Origin of the sequence: Mycobacterium sp. pV006 (assembly GCF_041287115.1) — a bacterium.
Lineage (GTDB): Bacteria > Actinomycetota > Actinomycetes > Mycobacteriales > Mycobacteriaceae > Mycobacterium.
Map to the genome: position 1 here is coordinate 26,880 of NZ_JBGGKT010000025.1, position 16,931 is coordinate 43,810.

Genomic DNA, 16,931 nt, shown 5'->3' on the forward strand with positions numbered 1-16,931 from the left:
AGCGCTGCAAGAGGCATGCGCTCAGGTAGTGTAAGCACGCTTGTCTCGGGCTGAGATCTCACAGAAGGCGTCCATGACCGACCGACTGCCACCAACGGGTGACCGCTCGTCGGCTGCGGTGGCGGTGCTCCCCAGGACGTCGTATGCCTCGTGGGCCTCCCGGGTGCTGGCTCGGGCGATCGACATGGTTCCCGTCGGCGTCGCGATCGGCATCACCTGGGGTGTGCAGTCCGGCGCGGATGCCGCGCTGGCCACCGCGACGGTGCTGCTGGTCGTGCTCGCCACGCTGGCCTACGGGGTGTGGAACTTCGGGCACCGTCAGGGCATCACCGGTTCCAGTCTGGGCAAGTCGATCGTCCGCATTCGAGTGGTCAGTGAAATCACTTGGGAACCAATAGGTTTCAAGCTGTCATTGTTGCGACAGCTGGCCCACGTGATCGACGCGGCGGTCTGCTACGTCGGCTATCTGTTCCCGCTGTGGGATCCCAAGCGCCAGACGATCGCCGACAAGATAATGACCACGGTCTGCGTACCGCTGTGAAACACCGACGAGATCAGGAGCGACCATGACAGACAACCCGTCAGCGCCGGGCGAGAACCCGGCCGAGGGTGGCTTCCCGCCGCCCGGCAACTACCCGCCGCCGCCTCCTGGGTCTCAGCCGACGCCGCAGGGCGGCTACGCCCCGACGCCGCAGGGCGGCTACGCACCGCCGCCTCCGCCGGGCGGCTACGCCCCGCCGCCGCCGCCGGGCGGCTATCCGCCGCCACCCGGCAGCTATCCGCCGCCCCCCGCCGGTTCCTTCCCGACGCCGCAGGGCGGATACGCACCCCCTCCGCCGCCCGGTGGCTATCCGCCGCCGCCGCAAGGCAATTACCCCCCGTCCGGGGCCTACCCGCCCCCGGCGGCGTACCCGCCCGGCTACCCCGCCGGGCCCGGCTACTCCATCGGGGACGCGTTCGGGTGGGCGTTCAACAAGTTCAGCAAGAACGCGGTTCCCCTGATCCTCGCGACGCTGATCTACGGGGTGGCGATCCTGGCGCTGCAGTCACTGATCAGCTTTGCGACCACTGCGGTCAGCCCGGACTCGAGCAGCTACTCGGCCGACGAGAATGGATTCTTCGTCGCCTACAACGTCACCGGCGGTGCCGGACTGGTCGTCAGCATCATCGGTTGGTTCGTGTCGCTGTTGGTCACCGGTGCGGTGCAGTCGGCCTACATCGGCGGACTCATCGACATCGGCAACGGGCAACCGGTCACACTCGGCTCGTTCCTGCGGCCGCGCAACGTCGCCAACGTCGTCATCGCGGCTGTCATCGTCGGCGCGATCACCAGTGTCGGCCTGTTCCTGTGCATCGTGCCGGGCCTCATCGCCAGCATCATGCTGATGTTCACCACCGTGGCCCTGCTGGACCGCAACCTCGCGCCGCTGGACGCCATCAAGACCAGCTTCAACATCAGCAAGGCCCATTTCGGCAAGGTGGCGCTGACCTGGTTGTCCGTCGCGGCGCTCGGGCTCGTCGGTGCGCTGCTCTGCGGCGTCGGCCTGCTGGTCGCGGTCCCGGTGGCCGGACTGGTCGTGCTCTACGCCTTCCGGCACCTCTCCGGTGGGGCAGTGGCACCGGCCACGCCGTAACGGGACACCCGGCGCCCTGGCGGAGACCCCGGTTGTCGACGGAAAACTTTCGTGAACGGCGTCGACAACCGTGGTCTCGGCCGCGGAGGTCAGCGGAACGCGCTCTCCCCGGTGAGGGCCTCACCGATGACCAACTGGTGCACCTCCGAGGTGCCTTCGTAGGTCAGCACCGACTCCAGGTTGTTGGCGTGGCGCAGCACCGGATATTCCAGGGTGATCCCGTTGGCTCCCAACAGCGTTCGGCACTGTCGGGCGATGTCGAGGGCTTCGCGGACGTTGTTGAGTTTGCCGACGCTGACCTGCTCGGGGCGGATCCGGCCGTCGTCCTTGAGCCGGCCCAGGTGCAGGGCGAGCAGTTGCGCCTTACCCAATTCCACGGCCATGTCGGCGATCTTGGCCTGCGTCAGCTGGTAACCGGCCAGCGGCTTGTCGAACACCTCTCGGCTGCGCACGTAGTCGATCGTCGCCTCCAGGCAGTCGCGGGCCGCGCCCACCGCGCCGAAGATGATGCCGAACCGCGCCTCCGACAGACAGCTCAGCGGGCCCTTCAGCCCTTCGGCGCCGGGTAGGCGGGCGTCCTTGGGCACGCGGACGTCGTCCAGGCTGAACTCGGAGGTGACCGATGCGCGCAGTGACAGCTTGCGCGTCATCTCCCGCGCGGAGAAGCCGGGCGTCGACGTCGGGACCGCGAAACCCAGGACGTGCCCGTCTGGTTCCCGCGCCCAGACGATTGCCACGTCGGCGACCGAGGCATTGGTGATCCACATCTTCGACCCGTTGAGGATCCAGTCGGATCCGTCCCGGCGCGCGGTGGTGCGCATGCCGCCCGGATTGGAGCCGAAGTCGGGTTCGGTCAGGCCGAAGCATCCGATCAGCTCCCCGGCGGCCATCCCGGGTAGCCATTGCTGCCGCTGTTCCTCGCTGCCCCAGCGGTGGATCGCGAACATCGCCAGGGATCCCTGCACCGAGACCAGGCTGCGCAACCCGCTGTCGACGGCTTCCAATTCCTGGCAGACCAACCCGTAGGCCGTGGCCGTCGAACCGCCGCAGCCGTACCCCGTCAGGTGCATGCCCAGCAGGCCGAGCCGGCCGACCTCCGTGGCGATCTCCCGCACCGGGACCTGCCCCGTCTCGAACCACTCGGCGATGTGCGGGCGCAACCGCTGCTCGCCGAATTGCCGCACCATCGCGCGCAGGTCGCGATCCTCGGCGCTCAGCAGGGAGTCGAGGTCGAGCAGGCTTTCGATCGGAGAGATCCCGGCACCGGACATGACCACTGTTCTACACGGCTACCCTGGGCGATCATGGGCGAGCAGCGCAGCGCAGCAGATCACTACCGGACCTACGGATTCGCGACCAAGGCCATCCACGCCGGTTACCGGCCCGATCCGGCCACCGGCGTGGTGAACCCCCCGATCTACGCCAGCTCGACGTTCGCCCAGGACGGTGTGGGCGGCCTGCGGGGCGGCTTCGAGTACGCCCGCACCGGCAACCCGACCCGCGCGGCGCTGGAGGCCGCGCTGGCCGCGGTCGAGCAGGCCGCCTACGGGCGCGCGTTCAGTTCGGGCATGGGTGCCACCGACTGCGCGCTGCGGGCCGTGCTTCGCCCCGGCGATCACCTGGTGATCCCCGACGACGCCTACGGCGGCACCTTCCGGCTCATCGACAAGGTGTTCACCCATTGGGGCCTGACCTACACCGCGGCGTCGCTGTCGGATCTCGACGCGGTGCGCGCGGCGATCACTGACCGCACCAAGCTGATCTGGGTGGAGACGCCGACCAACCCGCTGCTGTCGATCGCCGACATCAGCGGAATCGCCTCGCTGGCCGCGGAATCGAAGGTGAAGGTGTTGGTGGACAACACGTTTGCCTCGCCTGCGTTGCAACAGCCCCTGACGCTGGGCGCCGACATCGTGTTGCATTCGACGACGAAGTACATCGGCGGACATTCCGATGTGGTCGGTGGTGCGCTGCTGACCAACGACGAATCCCTCGACGAGGCGTTCGCGTTCCTGCAGAACGGCGCCGGCGCGGTGCCCGGCCCGTTCGACGCCTACCTGACCATCCGCGGCCTGAAGACCCTGTCGCTGCGCATGCAGCGTCACAGCGAGAACGCCGCGGCGATCGCCGAGTTCCTCGACGGGCATCCGGCGGTGTCGACGGTGCTCTATCCCGGTCTGCCCGGTCACCCCAATCACGATGTCGCCGCGGCGCAGATGAGTGGCTTCGGCGGCATGATCTCAGTCCGCCTGAGCGGCGGTCCGCAGGCGGCGCTGGACTTCTGCTCGCGCACCGAGTTGTTCATCCTGGCGGAGTCGCTGGGTGGGGTGGAGTCGTTGATCGAGTACCCGGGCGCCATGACCCACGCGTCGACGGCCGGATCGCAGCTGGAGGTCCCCGACGACCTGGTTCGGCTGTCGGTGGGCATCGAGGACGTCGCCGACCTGCTCGGCGATGTCGAGCAGGCGCTGAGCTCCCTGGCTTAACCCAGCGTCGCCAGCGCTTGGCGCACGGTCGCGGCGGTGACCGCGAGATTCACCTCCGCCAAGCCCGACGGGGCCTCGTCGACCCAGCTGCCGGCCGAGATCTCCACAGCGCGCGCGTGCACCCAACGCCAGCCGCGGTCGTTGAGACTGAGCAGCGCGCCGAGGCCGTCGACCGCGTGCAGCACGGTGATGACGGCAGCGATGGTCGGTGACGGCGGGCGACGCTCGAACAGCGCACCGGTCAACGCCAGCCGAGCTGCGTCGGGTCGACGCCGATCGGTCAACGGGTAGGCGAAGCCGTTGCGAAACCTCCTGTCCGACAGCGGTGTTCGCCGGATCAGCTGAACGGATTCCAGGTGGCTGATCAGCCTGTCCTCGGTCGGGCGGCCGATCTTCTTGATCGCAGCGCCGGCCTTCAGCGGCCTCCTGCGCAGCAACTGCAACGCCGGCACCGCGGCCGGATGCACCGGTGCGGGCGCGTCCAGCGTCAGCAGCACGCCCTCGGGCGCCGGGTCACCGGCGGTGGCCGGCCGCACGTGGCACGAGTGGGCCAGGTCGAGCAGCGCGGCAGCAGCCAGCACGCGCTCGAGCCGGGGCCGCTCCAGCGCCGGCGTCGCCGAGGCGTTGTCGAGCAGAAGGAGGAACAGCTCCTCGGCGATCAACCGTGGTAGGGCTCAGCGCTGACCAGGGTCACCTTGACGGTGCTGCCGCTGGGCACTGTGTACTCGCGGGTCTCCCCGACCTTGGCCTCCAGCAGCGCGCCGCCCAGCGGCGAGTTCGGCGAGTAGACCTCGAGCTTGCCGTCGCTGACGCCTTCCTGGCGGGTGGCGATCAGGAACGTCTCGGTGTCGTTCTTGTCGTCGTCGTAGTAGACGGTGACCACCGAGCCGGGCAGCGCCACACCGGACTGGGTGGGTGCCTCGCCGACCTTGGCGTTGTTGAGCAGCTCCTGCAACTGGCGGATGCGCGCTTCCTGCTGGCCCTGCTCCTCACGGGCGGCGTGGTAGCCGCCGTTCTCGCGCAGGTCGCCCTCCTCGCGGCGGTCGTTGATCTCGGCGGCGATGACGGGCCGGTTGGCGATCAGCTGGTCCAGTTCGGCCTTCAGCCGGTCATACGCCTCTTCGGTGAGCCAGGTGACCTGAGTGTCGGTCATGTCGTCGCGCTCCTGTCCGTTGTTGCTTCCGCGCTCGTCGTGCGTTGAGAAGGTCCCCGAGGCTCTCAGCTGGGGCTGTACAGGGTATTGCCACGTCGCGGGGCGCGCTGGTCTCGGCGCCCTAATGCAGCAATACACGGCCCCAGCCGGAACCGTGTATCGGGCCATCGTAGCACCGCCGCGCCACGGGGAATCTGCGATTTCGCCGGGGGGCTGTCGTCTACCCGGTCTGATCCAGATAGGCCGGGACGTCGGTGCCGCAGCCGTACACGTCACCGACCGCAGGTGGTTTGCTGGCTTTGACCTGGGCTGTGACCTGGACGGTCGCCTGGTCGGTCGGCGTCACCAGGATCTCCCGGCGTCCGACCTCGTCACCGTCGTAGGAGCGGGCCCGGACGATGCACACCGCGGGACGCGACGGATCCTTGCGGGTCACGTTCATGGTGACCTCCACGGTGGTGTCGTCGAGCACCCGGAAGCCGTTGATCTCGCCGTCGACGTCCTGGGCGCCCAGGCGATCGAACCCTACGGCGGCGATCGCCACACCGGCGACCAGCACCAGAGCCGTCAGTGCCACGGTGATCAGACGGCGGCGCCGAGGACTCGGCGGCGGCCGCCCGTAGCGGTCGGCGGGTCGTTCGATCATTCGTTTTGCATGCCCGTCGGTCGGATAGGTCTACTAGGACTGGAACTATAAGACCCAGTGTGGCGGTTGAACCGTTGCGTGAGTGTCCACGCGGGTGAGCAGCTAAGAGGGAACAGGTTGAGCGAACTGCGGTTGATGGCCGTACACGCGCACCCGGACGACGAGTCCAGCAAGGGCGCGGCCACGATGGCGCGTTACGTCGACGAGGGCGTGCGCGTCATGGTGGTGACGCTCACAGGCGGCGAGCGCGGCGACATCCTCAATCCTGCGATGGACCGGCCCGAGGTGCACGGACGGATGTCGGAGATCCGGCGCGAGGAGATGGCTGAGGCCGCGCGCATCCTGGGTGTGGAGCACCACTGGCTCGGCTTCGTCGACTCCGGACTGCCCGAAGGCGACCCCGTCCCGCCTCTGCCCGAGGGCTGTTTCGCGTTGGAACCGCTCGAGGTGCCCACCGAGGCGCTGGTGCGCGTCGTCCGGGACTTCCGGCCTCACGTCATGACCACCTATGACGAGAACGGCGGCTATCCGCACCCCGACCACATCAAGTGCCACCAGGTGTCGGTGGCCGCGTACGAGGCGGCCGCCGATCACCGTCTCTATCCCGACGCCGGTGCGCCCTGGAGTGTGTCGAAGCTGTACTACAACCACGGTTTCCTGCGGCAGCGCATGCAGATCCTGCAGGACGAGTTCACCAAGCACGGCCAGGAAGGTCCGTTCGGCAAGTGGCTCGAGAAGTGGGATCCGGAGGAGGACCTGCTCGGCAAGCGGGTGACCACCCGCGTGGAGTGCGCCAAGTACTTCGGGATCCGAGACGAGGCGCTGCTGGCGCACGCCACCCAGATCGATCCGAAGAGCTTCTTCTTCAGCACTCCGATGGAGTGGCAGCAACGACTCTGGCCGACCGAGGAATTCGAGTTGGCCCGCTCGCGGGTTCCGGTGCATCTGCCCGAGACCGATCTGTTCGCCGGAATCGAGGGACGCGAATGAACGACGCACTGATGACCACCCTGGACTTCGTCACCACGGTCCTGGCCCAGGACGGGCCGCGCCAGACCGGGCCGGACTTCGGCAAGGCCAGCCCCGTCGGGCTCACGATCATCCTGTTGCTGCTGATCTCGGTGTTCTTCCTGGTGTGGTCGATGAACCGGCACCTGCGCAAGCTCCCGAAATCCTTCGGTGGCGACGACGCCGAGGCCACCACCGGTGACCAGGCGACCGGGGACACCGGCGCCGTCGGGGCGGACCCCGACTTGTCCACCGGCTCGCCCGCCGACGGGGTGAAGAAAGACCCGGAGTGATCCGCGCGGCGGTTGTGTAACCTGCCGCACATGAGCTTCGAGCCCGACGCCCTCCAGAACCTCGTCCAGCGCTACCTCGACACCGTCGCGACCGGTACGGCCGACGACGTCGCCGCGCTCTACGCCGAGGACGCCACGCTGGAAGACCCGGTGGGCGGGGGAGAGGTGCACATCGGGCGCCAGGCCATCGCGGGCTTCTACAAGACCATCGAGGGCGCCGAGATCAAGGCCGAACTCCTGCACTTCCGCGCCGGGGGCCACGAGGCCGCGTTCCTGTTCGCACTCACCGTCGGCGGCGCCATGCGCATCGAGCCGATCGAGACCATGACCTTCAACGCGGACGGACAGATCACGGCGATGAAGGCCTACTGGGGCCCGCAGAACGTCACCCAGCTCTAGAACACGGCGAACCACATCGCGATGTAGTGGCAGATCGCCGCGACCGCGGTGCACGCGTGGAAGAACTCGTGGTGCCCGAAGGTCTGCGGCCACGGATTGGGCCACTTCAGCGCGTAGAGCACACCGCCGATGCTGTAGAGCGCACCGCCGACGATCAGCAGCACCACCGCGGCCAGGCCGGCACCCTCGGCGATCGGGCCGATGAACCACACGGCCACCCAACCCAGCAGGATGTACAGCGGCACGCCCAGCCAGCGGGGCGAGGACGGCCACAGCATCTTCAGCGCCACACCGGCCAGCGCGCCGCCCCACACGATCCAGAACAACGTCATGCCGTTGTTCTCGGGCAGCGCGAGCAGCGCGAACGGGGTGTAGCTGCCGGCGATGAACACGAAGATCATCGAGTGGTCGGCGCGCTTCATCCAGGTGCGCGCCGTCGTCGAGGTCCAGTTCACCCGGTGATAGATGCCGCTGACGGCGAACATCGCCACGATCGTGAACGTGTAGATCAGCGTGGCGATCCCGGCGCGGGTGGACTCCAGCGACCACGACACCGCGACCAGCGCTGCCCCGGCGATCGTCGCGATCACCGCGGAGTAGACGTGGATCCAGCCCCGCAACCGCGGCTTGCCCAGGAACTGCGCGACGCCCCCGGCGACGGCCTCCGGGAAATCTTCAGGTCTCCACGGTTCCCGCGGCGAGTCAGCGGTGTACCACGGTTCGAGGGATGTCGGCATCTCACCTCCGCTGGGTGGCTTTGGGGCTACGGGGGTCACAGTAGTCTGGACGATCGTGGACCTCATTCCGCGGCGACTCAAGGAGCCGATGTATCGGCTCTACGAGACGCGGCTGCGGCTCGAGTTGTCGCCGGCGCGTTCGGAGTTGCCGCGTCACATCGCGGTGCTGTGCGACGGAAACCGCAGGTGGGCACGCGAAGTCGGACACGACGACGTCAGTTTCGGCTACCGGGCGGGTGCCCGCAAGATCGCCGAGATGCTGCGTTGGTGTGACGAGATCGGCATCGAGATGGCCACCGTGTACCTGCTCTCCACCGAGAATCTGCAGCGTCAACCCGAAGAGCTGTCGTCGCTGATCGAGATCATCACCGAGGTCGTCGAGGAGATCTGCGCGCCGGTGAACAGGTGGAGCGTGCGCACGGTCGGCGACCTGGAGCTCATCGGCGAGGAACCGGCGCGGCGGCTGCGCGACGCGGTGTCGTCCACCGCCGACGCCCGCACCGCCTCGTTCCACGTCAACGTCGCGGTGGGCTACGGCGGGCGACAGGAGATCGTCGACGCGGTGCGCGCGCTGCTGAGCAAAGAGATCGCCAACGGGGCCACCGCCGAACAACTCGTGGAAGCCGTTACCGCCGAAGCGATCTCGGAGAACCTCTACACCTCGGGACAGCCCGACCCGGACCTGGTCATCCGGACCTCCGGTGAGCAGCGGCTGTCGGGTTTCCTGTTGTGGCAGAGCGCTTACTCGGAGATGTGGTTCACCGACGCCTACTGGCCGGAGTTCCGCCGCGTCGACTTCCTGCGGGCGGTGCGTGACTACAGCGCCCGGCACCGCCGCTTCGGGCGGTAACCGTGGTCGCGTGGTCCGCGGTGGTGTTCACGCTCAGCTGGTGGCTGGGTCTGTACCTGCTGGCGCGTGAACCGCGCAAGACCGTCCTGGTGCTGGCGTCGATCGGACTGACCGGTTTCGCAGTGGTGGTCGCACTGGACGCGGTGCGGGTGGTGACGTCGTCGGACCTGCTGGGCACCGTCGAGGTCTATCTGATGGTCGTTCCGGGCGTGGCGTGGTTCGCGGTCCTGCTGGAGTTGTCGCGGCCGCAGGACAGCTGGCGCAACCGCACCCGTGACGCCGGGCTGGTCGCCGCGGTAGCGGTGCTGGCGTTGGGCGGCGCCGCACTGGCCGGCGACGTCGACGGGCCGCTGCGGCTCGGCCACTGGATCATGTTCGCGGCGGTGTCGGTTCCGTCGCTGGCCGCGATGATTTACGCGGTGGCGCGCCGCGCCCAGCCGGGTCCGGTGGTCGGTTTCGTCGTCATCGCCACGTTGTTCTTCGCGTTGGGCAACGCCATCCTCGTGATCCCGCTGGGACTGGTGCCCAGCTGGGTCGCGTTGGCCCTGACCGGCTTCGACGTCGCGCTGCTCGGAGTGGCGGTCGCGATCGGCGACGCGTTCGACGAAGGCCATGCCCTGCGCGGCGACATGCTGCGCTCTGCCATCGCGACCGCGGTGGTGGCGGCGCTGTTCGGCGGTCAGGTGCTGATCGCCTCGGCGGTGACCGGCCCGAGCGCGACGCTGACGGTGCTCCTGTTCACCAGCCTGGCCATCGCCATCGCGGTCAACGTGCTGGCCGATCCGCTGGCCGGAGTCCTGGACCGGCTGGCGTTCTCGCGGTCACCGGAGCTGCGCGCCGACCGGGCCGCCCTGCGCGGCACCGAAGCCGCGCTGCCGCGCCGGGCCGACAACCCCCTCGACGACATGGACGACGAGACGTTCGTCCGCGTCACCCGTCGCGCCCTGAGCCATTACGGCGATCTGTCCAAACTGGTGGCCAACCCGCTGACCGCGCTGCCCGTCATCGACGAACGGCTGGCCGCCCGGAACGCGCCGGACCAACCCCTGGAGCGGGCCAACGAACTGCGGGCGCTGCTCGCCGAACGCATCGCCGGGTTGAAGCCGCGCGACGGCGGCGACTTCGGCACCACCGAGCAGTGGCGCCACTACAACTCGTTGTACTTCCCGTACGTCGTCGGCGTGCGCGCCTACGCCCAGAACGCCACCGCGGCCGGACTGGACCCGGTGGCCCGGCAGGCCTGGCACTGGTTGGTCCGCGAGGTGCCGCAGCGCTCGCTGCACAACTGGCAGAACGCGGCCGCCCGCGTCATCGCCACCGATCTGCGCGCCACCGTCTCCGCCGTCCGCTGACGGCTCTGACTCAAGGCTCTGACCTCGGCTTGGCAGTGCCTGGCAGTGGACGGCGTCGATCTGGCAGTGGCTGATGCGCAGGGTCAGGGGTGTCCCACCCGCCTCATCGCCGAGGAGCCGCCATGACCGCCACCGTCCACCACCGACCTTTCTCCGACACGAACGACTCGCTGCTGCGGTTCGCGCTGCGCGCCGACGCCACACTGTGCGCCGGGGTGGGCCTGTTCGTCGCCATGGGTGCCGAGCTCCTCGCCGACGTCGCCGGCGTGACGGCCACCGTCGGCTACCTGGCCGGTGCAGCGCTGGCCGGCTACGGCGTGCTGCTCTACGTCCTGGCGGCGTTGTCCGACATCCGCGCCGTGGGCGTCGGGGTGCTGATCGGCAACGTGTGCTTCGCCGTCGCCGGCGTCGTCGCGGTGGTCTCCCACCGGCTGCCCCTCACCACGCTGGGGGCCGAGTTGCTCGTCGGCTTCGTCCTGGCCACGGCCGGCCTGTCGTGGCTGCAGTTCCGCGGCTTGGGCCGCTTGTCCTGAAATCCGGCCTCCGAAATGTCCCCGTCACCATCACCCGAAGGAGAAATCATGACCGCCACCACCGACTCCGGAGCCCTGCGCGTCGGTACGTCCTCCGATGCCCTGCTGCGGCTGGCCATGCGGGTCGACGCCGTGCTGGTCTTCGTCGCCGGCGTCGCCGTGCTCGCAGCCGCCGGATGGCTGTCCGACCTGACCGGCCTGTCGCGCCCCATCGAGTACGGCTTCGCCGTGTTCTCGGTCGTCTACGGCCTGGTGGTGCTCGGACTGGCCGGTGTGGAGCGGGTCCGCCCCGCCGGGATCGGCACTGTGATCGCCAACGTGCTGTGCACGGTGATCGCGGTGGTCGCCGCGGTGAGCCTGCCGCTGACCGCGATCGGCGTGGCCCTCGTGGTGGCCATCGGTCTCTACACCGCGGTGATGGCCGAGTGGCAGTTCATCGCAGTCCGCCGCATCGCCGCCTGACCGAAAAAATTAGGTAGTCGACTACGGAATACAACCCCGGTGCGGGCGCTCACACTGAGATTCGCCCAGGGGGGTTGGAGGAGGTCGCCCGTGTCCGTCAAAACCCATCACAGCATTCCGACGGACACGTGCGATCTCCTCGTCGTCGGCGCCGGACTTGCGGGACTCAACGCGCTGTTCGCGGCCAGTCGTTACCTGGATCGCGAGCAGAAGGTGATCCTCGTCGACCGTCGCGCGCGGATCGGCGGCATGTGGGTCGACACCTACCCGTATGTGCGGCTGCACCAGCCGCATCCGATGTTCACCGCGGTCAACATCTCCTGGACGCTCGGCCAAGACCCGTCGTATCTGCCCACCAAGGACGAGGTATTGAGCCATTTCGACCACTGCCTCGCCGAGATCTCCAAGCTGGTGACCGTCGAGGAACGCTATGGCTGGACCTTCGAATCCGACGAACCGGTTCCCGGCGGCGCCCGCGTGACCTGCCGGACCCCGCACGGCGACAGCCGGGTCATCGAGGCCCGCCGACTGATCAAGGCCTACGGCACGCGGGTGAATCCGAACCCTCCACTGCCCCTGTCGAGTATGCGGGTGCGGTCGGTGTCACCGGACACCTGCGACGTCCGCACCGGCGAACTCGCCGAGGACAGCGCGCCGGTGTACATCATCGGCGGCGGCAAGACCGCGATGGACACCGCGCACGCGCTCGTCACCACCCATCCCGGACGGGAGATCCACCTGATCGCCGGGTCGGGAACGCTGTTCGCCAGACGCGACAAGTTCTTCCCCACCGGTCGCCGGCGCTGGATCGGCAGCACCCTGCTCAGCAGCATGGCCGTCGACATGTGCCGCCGCTTCGACGGCACCAACGAGCGGGAGGTCGCCGACTGGTTCGGCGCGACCTACGGCATCTGCCTGACACCGCACACCGGTAATTTCCTGCTCGGAGTGCTCTCGCAGGAGGAGAACAGCGCGATCGCCGACGGCCTCGCCGCGGTGGTCATGGACCATCTGGTCGATGTCGTCGACCGCGACGGCGCGCCGCGGATGCTGCTGCGCAGCGGTGAGAGCCTGCCCGTGGCCGAGGACAGCTGGATCGTCAACTGCACCGGCTACCTGGCAACCGGTGACCACCCGTACGAACCCTACGCATCCGCCGACGGAACCATGTTGTCGGTCCAAACGCGTTCGGCCACAATGCATTTGATGTCCTACATGGGCTACTTCATGACGCACCTGATGTACCAGGGCAAACTCGCCGACGTCCCGCTCTACGAGATGGACCTGCAGGACATGATCCGCAGGCACAGAGCCGTGCTGCCCTACGCGATGTTCACACTCGTGCAGTACAACCTCGGACTGATGGCCGACGCCATGCCCGCCAAGGTGTTCCGGGAATGCGGCCTGGACTTCGATCTGTGGTATCCGTGGCCTCGCCGCACCGCGGGGGCGGTGCGGTTCATGCTCACCCATCGACGCGAACGTGCCCATCTGCGCCGGACCCTGGGCACCGTGCGGGAACGCTGCGACGTGCGCTGCGGGCCGCTCGACTTCAGCGACGCTACAACTTACGGAGCCGAAGCCGGTTGATGGAGTGATCGGAGTCCTTGCGCAGCACCAGGGTCGCGCGGGGACGGGTCGGCAGGATGTTCTCGATCAGGTTGGGCCGGTTGATCGAATGCCAGATGTCGCGCGCGGCGAACACCGCCTGCTCGTCGGTCAACGTCGAATAGTGGTGGAAGTGCGACGCGGGGTTGGCGAACGCGCCGGCCCGCATCGACAGAAACCGCGAGATGTACCAGTTCTCGATGTCCTCGATACGCGCGTCGACGTAGACCGAGAAGTCGAACAGATCCGAGACCATCAGCGCCGGACCGGTCTGCAGGACGTTGAGCCCTTCCAGGATGAGAATGTCCGGACGGCGGATCAACTGCTTCTCACCGGGCACGATGTCGTAGAGCAGATGCGAGTAGACCGGGGCGCAGGCGGCGTCGGCGCCCGACTTCACCGCGGTGACGAACCGCATCAACCCGCGCCGGTCGTAGCTCTCCGGGAAGCCTTTGCGGTGCATCAGGTTCCGGCGGGCCAGCTCCTTGTTGGGATACAGGAAACCGTCGGTGGTCACCAGGTCCACGCGCGGATGATGTTCCCAACGGGCCAGCAGGGCTTGCAGTACGCGCGCGGTCGTCGACTTCCCGACGGCCACACTGCCGGCCACGCCGATGATGAACGGCACCGGCCGGTCCGGGTCACCGGCCGAATCGCCGAGGAATTCCGCGGTGGTGGCGAACAACCGCTGGCGCGCCGCGACCTGCAGGTGGATCAACCGCGCCAGCGGCAGATAGACCTCCTCGACCTCCAACAGGTCGATCTTCTCGCCGAGCCCCCGCAGCTTGACCAGTTCGTCCTCGGTCAACTTCAGCGGCGTCGACGACCGGAGCCCCCGCCATTGACTTCGATCGAACTCCACGTAGGGGCTGGGTTCGCTCAGCCGAGCCATGCGCCCAGTCTTGCAGTTAGCTTGGTTGCCATGGACGCCGGTACTGATTCAGCGACCCTGATCCGCGACTACCTCAAGCTCGGGCTGCGCTTCGACCGCATCGAAGACGGTTACGTCGACGCGTTCACCGGGGACCCCGCGCTGCGCCAGGAGGTGGCGAACGAACCGGCGCCCGACCCCGCCGACCTGGCCCGTCAGGCCGAACGGCTGGCCGCCGAACTGCCCGCCGGGTTGGACGAGCTGCGGGCCGCATTCGTCGGCGCGCACCTGCGCGCCCTGGCCTGCGCGGGACGCAAGTTCGCCGGCGAGGACGTCGGCTTCGTCGACGAGGTCGAGGCGTACTTCGACGTCCGCATCGCCAAGGGCGACCCTGAGCGCTACGAGCGGGCCCATGCCCAGCTCGACGAGGCGCTCCCCGGTCCCGGGCCGCTCGCCGACCGGGTCCAGGCCTACCGGGCCGGCGAGGAGATCCCGCCCGCCCGCCTCGAGGAGGCCATCCACGCGTTCTCGTCGGCGCTGCGCGACCGCGTCCGGGCGACGTTCCCGCTGCCCGAACGCGAGACGATCACCTACGAGGTGGTGACCGACAAGCCGTGGTCGGGGTTCAACTACTACCTCGGTGACTACCGGTCCACCGTCGCGGTCAACGCCGACCTCAAACAGCAGATGTCCAACCTGCCGCGGCTGGTCGCCCACGAGTCCTATCCCGGACACCACACCGAGCACTGCCGCAAGGAGGCCGGTCTCGTGGAGGCCAAGGGCCAGGCCGAGCAGACGATCTTCCTGGTCAACACCCCGCAGTGTCTGATGGCCGAGGGGCTGGCCGATCTGGCGCTCTACGCCGCCGTCGGGCCGCAGTGGGGGAGCTGGGCCGCCGAGATCTACGCCGACCTCGGGTTGCGCTTCGACGGCGAGCGCGCCGAGACGGTGTCGGAGGCCACCGCCGCGTTGGCCGACGTCCGCCAGGACGCGGCGCTGATGCTGCACGACGAGCACCGCGACGTCGACGAGGTCGTGGCGTTCCTGAAGCGCTGGCTGCTGGTCAACGACGAACGGGCCCGCCAGATGCTGCGGTTTTTGTCCTCGCCGCTGTGGCGCGCCTACACCAGCACCTACGTCGAGGGCTACCGGCTGCTGCGCGGGTGGCTCGACGCCCGACCCGACGACGTCTCGCTGACCGAGCGGTTCACCACCCTGCTCGATGAGCCGCTGATCCCGTCGTCGCTGCGCGCCGCATAGGTTCGTTAGGCTCCCTGCCATGACTTCTTCGTCGCTGTCAGGTCTGGGTGCCGAATACGCCGGTACGGCCAGCGAGGCCTATCGCGCCGCGCTGCAGGTGATCGAAAGCGTGGAACCGCGCGTCGCCGAGGCCACCCGCAAGGAGCTCGACGACCAGCGGTCGTCGCTGAAGCTGATCGCCAGCGAGAACTACGCCTCCCCGGCCGTGCTGCTGACGATGGGGACCTGGTTCTCCGACAAGTACGCCGAGGGCACCGTCGGGCACCGCTTCTACGCGGCCTGCCAGAACGTCGACACCGTCGAGGCGCTGGCCGCCGAACACGCGCGCGAGCTGTTCGGCGCGCCGTACGCCTACGTCCAGCCGCACTCGGGCATCGACGCCAACCTGGTGGCCTACTGGGCCATCCTGGCCACCCGGGTGGAGGCGCCGGGCCTGGCCGAACTGGGCGCCAAGCACGTCAACGACCTCTCCGAGGCCGACTGGGAGAAGCTGCGGGCCAAGCTGGGCAACCAGCGGCTGCTGGGGATGTCGCTGGACACCGGCGGCCACCTCACCCACGGCTTCCGGCCCAACATCTCCGGCAAGATGTTCCACCAGCGCCAGTACGGCACCGACCCGGCCACCGGGTTCATCGACTACGACGCCGTCGCCGCGGCCGCCCGCGAGTTCAAGCCGCTGGTGCTCGTCGCCGGCTATTCGGCCTACCCGCGGCGGGTCAACTTCGCCAAGATGCGCGAGATCGCCGACGAGGTCGGCGCCACCCTGATGGTCGACATGGCGCACTTCGCCGGCCTGGTGGCGGGCAAGGTGTTCACCGGTGACGAGGACCCCGTGCCGCACGCGCACGTCACCACCACGACCACGCACAAGTCGCTGCGCGGCCCGCGCGGTGGCCTGGTGCTGGCCACCGAGGAGTACGCACCCGCCGTCGACAAGGGCTGCCCGATGGTGCTCGGCGGGCCGCTGTCGCATGTGATGGCCGCCAAGGCCGTCGCACTCGCCGAGGCGCGGCAGCCGGCGTTCCGGGAGTACGCGCAGTCCGTCGCCGACAACGCGCAGGCGCTGGCCGACGGTTTCGTCAAGCGTGACGCGTCGCTGGTCACCGGCGGCACGGACAACCACCTGGTGCTGCTGGACGTGACGTCGTTCGGGCTGACCGGCCGGCAGGCCGAGTCCGCGCTGCTGGACGCCGGCATCGTCACCAACCGCAACGCGATCCCCGCCGACCCCAACGGCGCCTGGTACACCAGCGGCATCCGTCTCGGCACGCCCGCGTTGACCACCCGTGGGTTCGGCGCCGACGACTTCGACCGGGTCTCCGAACTGGTCGTCGAGGTGCTGAAGAACACCCAGCCCGCGGCCGGGCCCAACGGTCCGTCGAAGGCCAAGTACACGCTGGCCGACGGGACCGCCGAGCGCGTGCGCGCCGCGTCGGCCGAGCTGCTCGACGCCAACCCGCTCTACCCGGGCCTCACCCTCTGACGCTGCCCGACCTGACCCCGCCCGCCCCTGACCCCGCCCCTGGCCCCGCCGAAATTGCATTCCACGCGCGTCAAATGCGCCTTGATGTCAAGTGGCTATGACAACGATTAGGCGGCTTGGCTAAGAAGTTGGGTCATGCGTTGGGCGGGTGTGTCC

19 protein-coding genes are annotated in these 16,931 nt (G+C 68.6%); 13 read left to right on the plus strand and 6 right to left on the minus strand.

The window, feature by feature from the left end; all coding sequences use genetic code 11:
* Nucleotides 1-73 precede the first annotated feature (73 nt).
* Together ACAG25_RS23695 and ACAG25_RS23700 are read left to right on the plus strand one after the other, a co-directional pair.
* Complete coding sequence (locus ACAG25_RS23695; RefSeq protein ID WP_370490926.1) at nt 74-541, plus strand: RDD family protein; 468 nt, start codon at nt 74-76, stop codon at nt 539-541.
* A gap of 25 nt (nt 542-566) precedes the next feature.
* Nucleotides 567-1,634 (plus strand): hypothetical protein, encoded by a 1,068-nt coding sequence (locus tag ACAG25_RS23700; RefSeq protein WP_370490927.1) that lies wholly within the window; start codon nt 567-569, stop codon nt 1,632-1,634.
* Between the two features lie 89 nt (nt 1,635-1,723).
* On the opposite strand, the gene ACAG25_RS23705 is transcribed toward ACAG25_RS23700, so the two are convergent.
* Entirely contained in the window at nt 1,724-2,905 is a 1,182-nt protein-coding gene (locus tag ACAG25_RS23705) for an acyl-CoA dehydrogenase family protein (RefSeq protein WP_370490928.1), read from the minus strand.
* Between the two features lie 33 nt (nt 2,906-2,938).
* Here ACAG25_RS23705 and ACAG25_RS23710 point away from each other — a divergent pair, with 33 nt between their 5' ends.
* The gene (locus ACAG25_RS23710) at nt 2,939-4,120 is read left to right on the plus strand and encodes a cystathionine gamma-synthase (RefSeq protein ID WP_370490929.1); all 1,182 of its coding nucleotides are present in this window, start codon (nt 2,939-2,941) and stop codon (nt 4,118-4,120) included.
* Here the strand turns inward: ACAG25_RS23710 and ACAG25_RS23715 are convergent.
* The 3 genes from ACAG25_RS23715 to ACAG25_RS23725 form a co-directional block, all read right to left on the minus strand.
* The gene (locus ACAG25_RS23715) at nt 4,117-4,782 is read right to left on the minus strand and encodes a GPP34 family phosphoprotein (protein WP_370490930.1); all 666 of its coding nucleotides are present in this window, start codon (nt 4,780-4,782) and stop codon (nt 4,117-4,119) included. The genes ACAG25_RS23710 and ACAG25_RS23715 overlap by 4 nt on opposite strands.
* On the minus strand, nt 4,779-5,273 hold the full coding sequence (gene greA, locus ACAG25_RS23720; protein WP_370490931.1) for a transcription elongation factor GreA: 495 nt from the start codon (nt 5,271-5,273) through the stop codon (nt 4,779-4,781). Before greA ends, ACAG25_RS23715 begins: the two co-directional genes overlap by 4 nt.
* 220 nt (nt 5,274-5,493) lie before the next feature.
* Nucleotides 5,494-5,916, minus strand: coding sequence for a DUF4307 domain-containing protein (locus ACAG25_RS23725; protein WP_370490947.1), 423 nt, complete (start codon nt 5,914-5,916; stop codon nt 5,494-5,496).
* Nucleotides 5,917-6,036: 120 nt separating this feature from the next.
* Here ACAG25_RS23725 and mca point away from each other — a divergent pair, with 120 nt between their 5' ends.
* The 3 genes from mca to ACAG25_RS23740 are packed head-to-tail and all read left to right on the plus strand — an operon-like array spanning nt 6,037 to nt 7,619.
* On the plus strand, nt 6,037-6,909 hold the full coding sequence (gene mca, locus ACAG25_RS23730; RefSeq protein WP_370490932.1) for a mycothiol conjugate amidase Mca: 873 nt from the start codon (nt 6,037-6,039) through the stop codon (nt 6,907-6,909).
* The gene (locus ACAG25_RS23735; RefSeq protein ID WP_370490933.1) at nt 6,906-7,220 is read left to right on the plus strand and encodes a hypothetical protein; all 315 of its coding nucleotides are present in this window, start codon (nt 6,906-6,908) and stop codon (nt 7,218-7,220) included. Before mca ends, ACAG25_RS23735 begins: the two co-directional genes overlap by 4 nt.
* 30 nt (nt 7,221-7,250) lie before the next feature.
* The gene (locus tag ACAG25_RS23740; protein ID WP_370490934.1) at nt 7,251-7,619 is read left to right on the plus strand and encodes a nuclear transport factor 2 family protein; all 369 of its coding nucleotides are present in this window, start codon (nt 7,251-7,253) and stop codon (nt 7,617-7,619) included.
* Here ACAG25_RS23740 and ACAG25_RS23745 read toward each other — a convergent pair.
* Nucleotides 7,616-8,356 carry a hemolysin III family protein gene (locus ACAG25_RS23745; RefSeq protein ID WP_370490935.1) on the minus strand — a complete coding sequence of 247 codons (741 nt, stop codon included), beginning with the start codon at nt 8,354-8,356 and terminating at the stop codon, nt 7,616-7,618. The two genes, ACAG25_RS23740 and ACAG25_RS23745, sit on opposite strands and share 4 nt — an antisense overlap.
* A gap of 55 nt (nt 8,357-8,411) precedes the next feature.
* Between ACAG25_RS23745 and ACAG25_RS23750 the strand changes: the two genes are divergently transcribed.
* From ACAG25_RS23750 to ACAG25_RS23770, 5 genes are all read left to right on the plus strand, one after another.
* Nucleotides 8,412-9,206, plus strand: a complete 795-nt coding sequence (locus ACAG25_RS23750; RefSeq protein WP_370490936.1) for a (2Z,6E)-farnesyl diphosphate synthase — start codon at nt 8,412-8,414, stop codon at nt 9,204-9,206.
* A 2-nt stretch (nt 9,207-9,208) separates the two neighbouring features.
* Nucleotides 9,209-10,558: a hypothetical protein gene (locus tag ACAG25_RS23755; protein ID WP_370490937.1), complete on the plus strand. Its 1,350-nt coding sequence runs from the start codon at nt 9,209-9,211 to the stop codon at nt 10,556-10,558.
* 122 nt (nt 10,559-10,680) lie between these two features.
* A complete protein-coding gene (locus tag ACAG25_RS23760; protein ID WP_370490938.1) occupies nt 10,681-11,091 on the plus strand; it encodes a hypothetical protein in 411 nt (136 codons plus the stop codon).
* Between the two features lie 48 nt (nt 11,092-11,139).
* On the plus strand, nt 11,140-11,553 hold the full coding sequence (locus ACAG25_RS23765; RefSeq protein WP_370490939.1) for a hypothetical protein: 414 nt from the start codon (nt 11,140-11,142) through the stop codon (nt 11,551-11,553).
* A gap of 90 nt (nt 11,554-11,643) precedes the next feature.
* Complete coding sequence (locus tag ACAG25_RS23770) at nt 11,644-13,143, plus strand: FAD-dependent oxidoreductase (protein ID WP_370490940.1); 1,500 nt, start codon at nt 11,644-11,646, stop codon at nt 13,141-13,143.
* On the opposite strand, the gene coaA is transcribed toward ACAG25_RS23770, so the two are convergent.
* Nucleotides 13,115-14,053 carry a type I pantothenate kinase gene (gene coaA, locus ACAG25_RS23775; RefSeq protein WP_370490941.1) on the minus strand — a complete coding sequence of 313 codons (939 nt, stop codon included), beginning with the start codon at nt 14,051-14,053 and terminating at the stop codon, nt 13,115-13,117. The two genes, ACAG25_RS23770 and coaA, sit on opposite strands and share 29 nt — an antisense overlap.
* Before the next feature lie 30 nt (nt 14,054-14,083).
* Here coaA and ACAG25_RS23780 point away from each other — a divergent pair, with 30 nt between their 5' ends.
* Together ACAG25_RS23780 and ACAG25_RS23785 are read left to right on the plus strand one after the other, a co-directional pair.
* Nucleotides 14,084-15,292, plus strand: a complete 1,209-nt coding sequence (locus tag ACAG25_RS23780) for a DUF885 domain-containing protein (RefSeq protein ID WP_370490942.1) — start codon at nt 14,084-14,086, stop codon at nt 15,290-15,292.
* Between the two features lie 19 nt (nt 15,293-15,311).
* Complete coding sequence (locus ACAG25_RS23785; RefSeq protein ID WP_370490943.1) at nt 15,312-16,775, plus strand: glycine hydroxymethyltransferase; 1,464 nt, start codon at nt 15,312-15,314, stop codon at nt 16,773-16,775.
* The last annotated feature ends 156 nt before the right edge of the window (nt 16,776-16,931 follow it).

What these genes read in the sequence shown, in the direction of transcription:
- ACAG25_RS23695 (WP_370490926.1), top strand. Translation starts at nt 74, where the DNA reads ATGACCGACCGACTGCCACCAACGGGTGACCGCTCGTCGGCTGCGGTG.
- ACAG25_RS23700 (WP_370490927.1), top strand. Translation starts at nt 567, where the DNA reads ATGACAGACAACCCGTCAGCGCCGGGCGAGAACCCGGCCGAGGGTGGC.
- ACAG25_RS23705 (WP_370490928.1), bottom strand. Translation starts at nt 2,905, where the DNA reads ATGTCCGGTGCCGGGATCTCTCCGATCGAAAGCCTGCTCGACCTCGAC.
- ACAG25_RS23710 (WP_370490929.1), top strand. Translation starts at nt 2,939, where the DNA reads ATGGGCGAGCAGCGCAGCGCAGCAGATCACTACCGGACCTACGGATTC.
- greA (WP_370490931.1), bottom strand. Translation starts at nt 5,273, where the DNA reads ATGACCGACACTCAGGTCACCTGGCTCACCGAAGAGGCGTATGACCGG.
- ACAG25_RS23735 (WP_370490933.1), top strand. Translation starts at nt 6,906, where the DNA reads ATGAACGACGCACTGATGACCACCCTGGACTTCGTCACCACGGTCCTG.
- ACAG25_RS23740 (WP_370490934.1), top strand. Translation starts at nt 7,251, where the DNA reads ATGAGCTTCGAGCCCGACGCCCTCCAGAACCTCGTCCAGCGCTACCTC.
- ACAG25_RS23745 (WP_370490935.1), bottom strand. Translation starts at nt 8,356, where the DNA reads ATGCCGACATCCCTCGAACCGTGGTACACCGCTGACTCGCCGCGGGAA.
- ACAG25_RS23760 (WP_370490938.1), top strand. Translation starts at nt 10,681, where the DNA reads ATGACCGCCACCGTCCACCACCGACCTTTCTCCGACACGAACGACTCG.
- ACAG25_RS23765 (WP_370490939.1), top strand. Translation starts at nt 11,140, where the DNA reads ATGACCGCCACCACCGACTCCGGAGCCCTGCGCGTCGGTACGTCCTCC.
- coaA (WP_370490941.1), bottom strand. Translation starts at nt 14,053, where the DNA reads ATGGCTCGGCTGAGCGAACCCAGCCCCTACGTGGAGTTCGATCGAAGT.
- ACAG25_RS23780 (WP_370490942.1), top strand. Translation starts at nt 14,084, where the DNA reads ATGGACGCCGGTACTGATTCAGCGACCCTGATCCGCGACTACCTCAAG.
- ACAG25_RS23785 (WP_370490943.1), top strand. Translation starts at nt 15,312, where the DNA reads ATGACTTCTTCGTCGCTGTCAGGTCTGGGTGCCGAATACGCCGGTACG.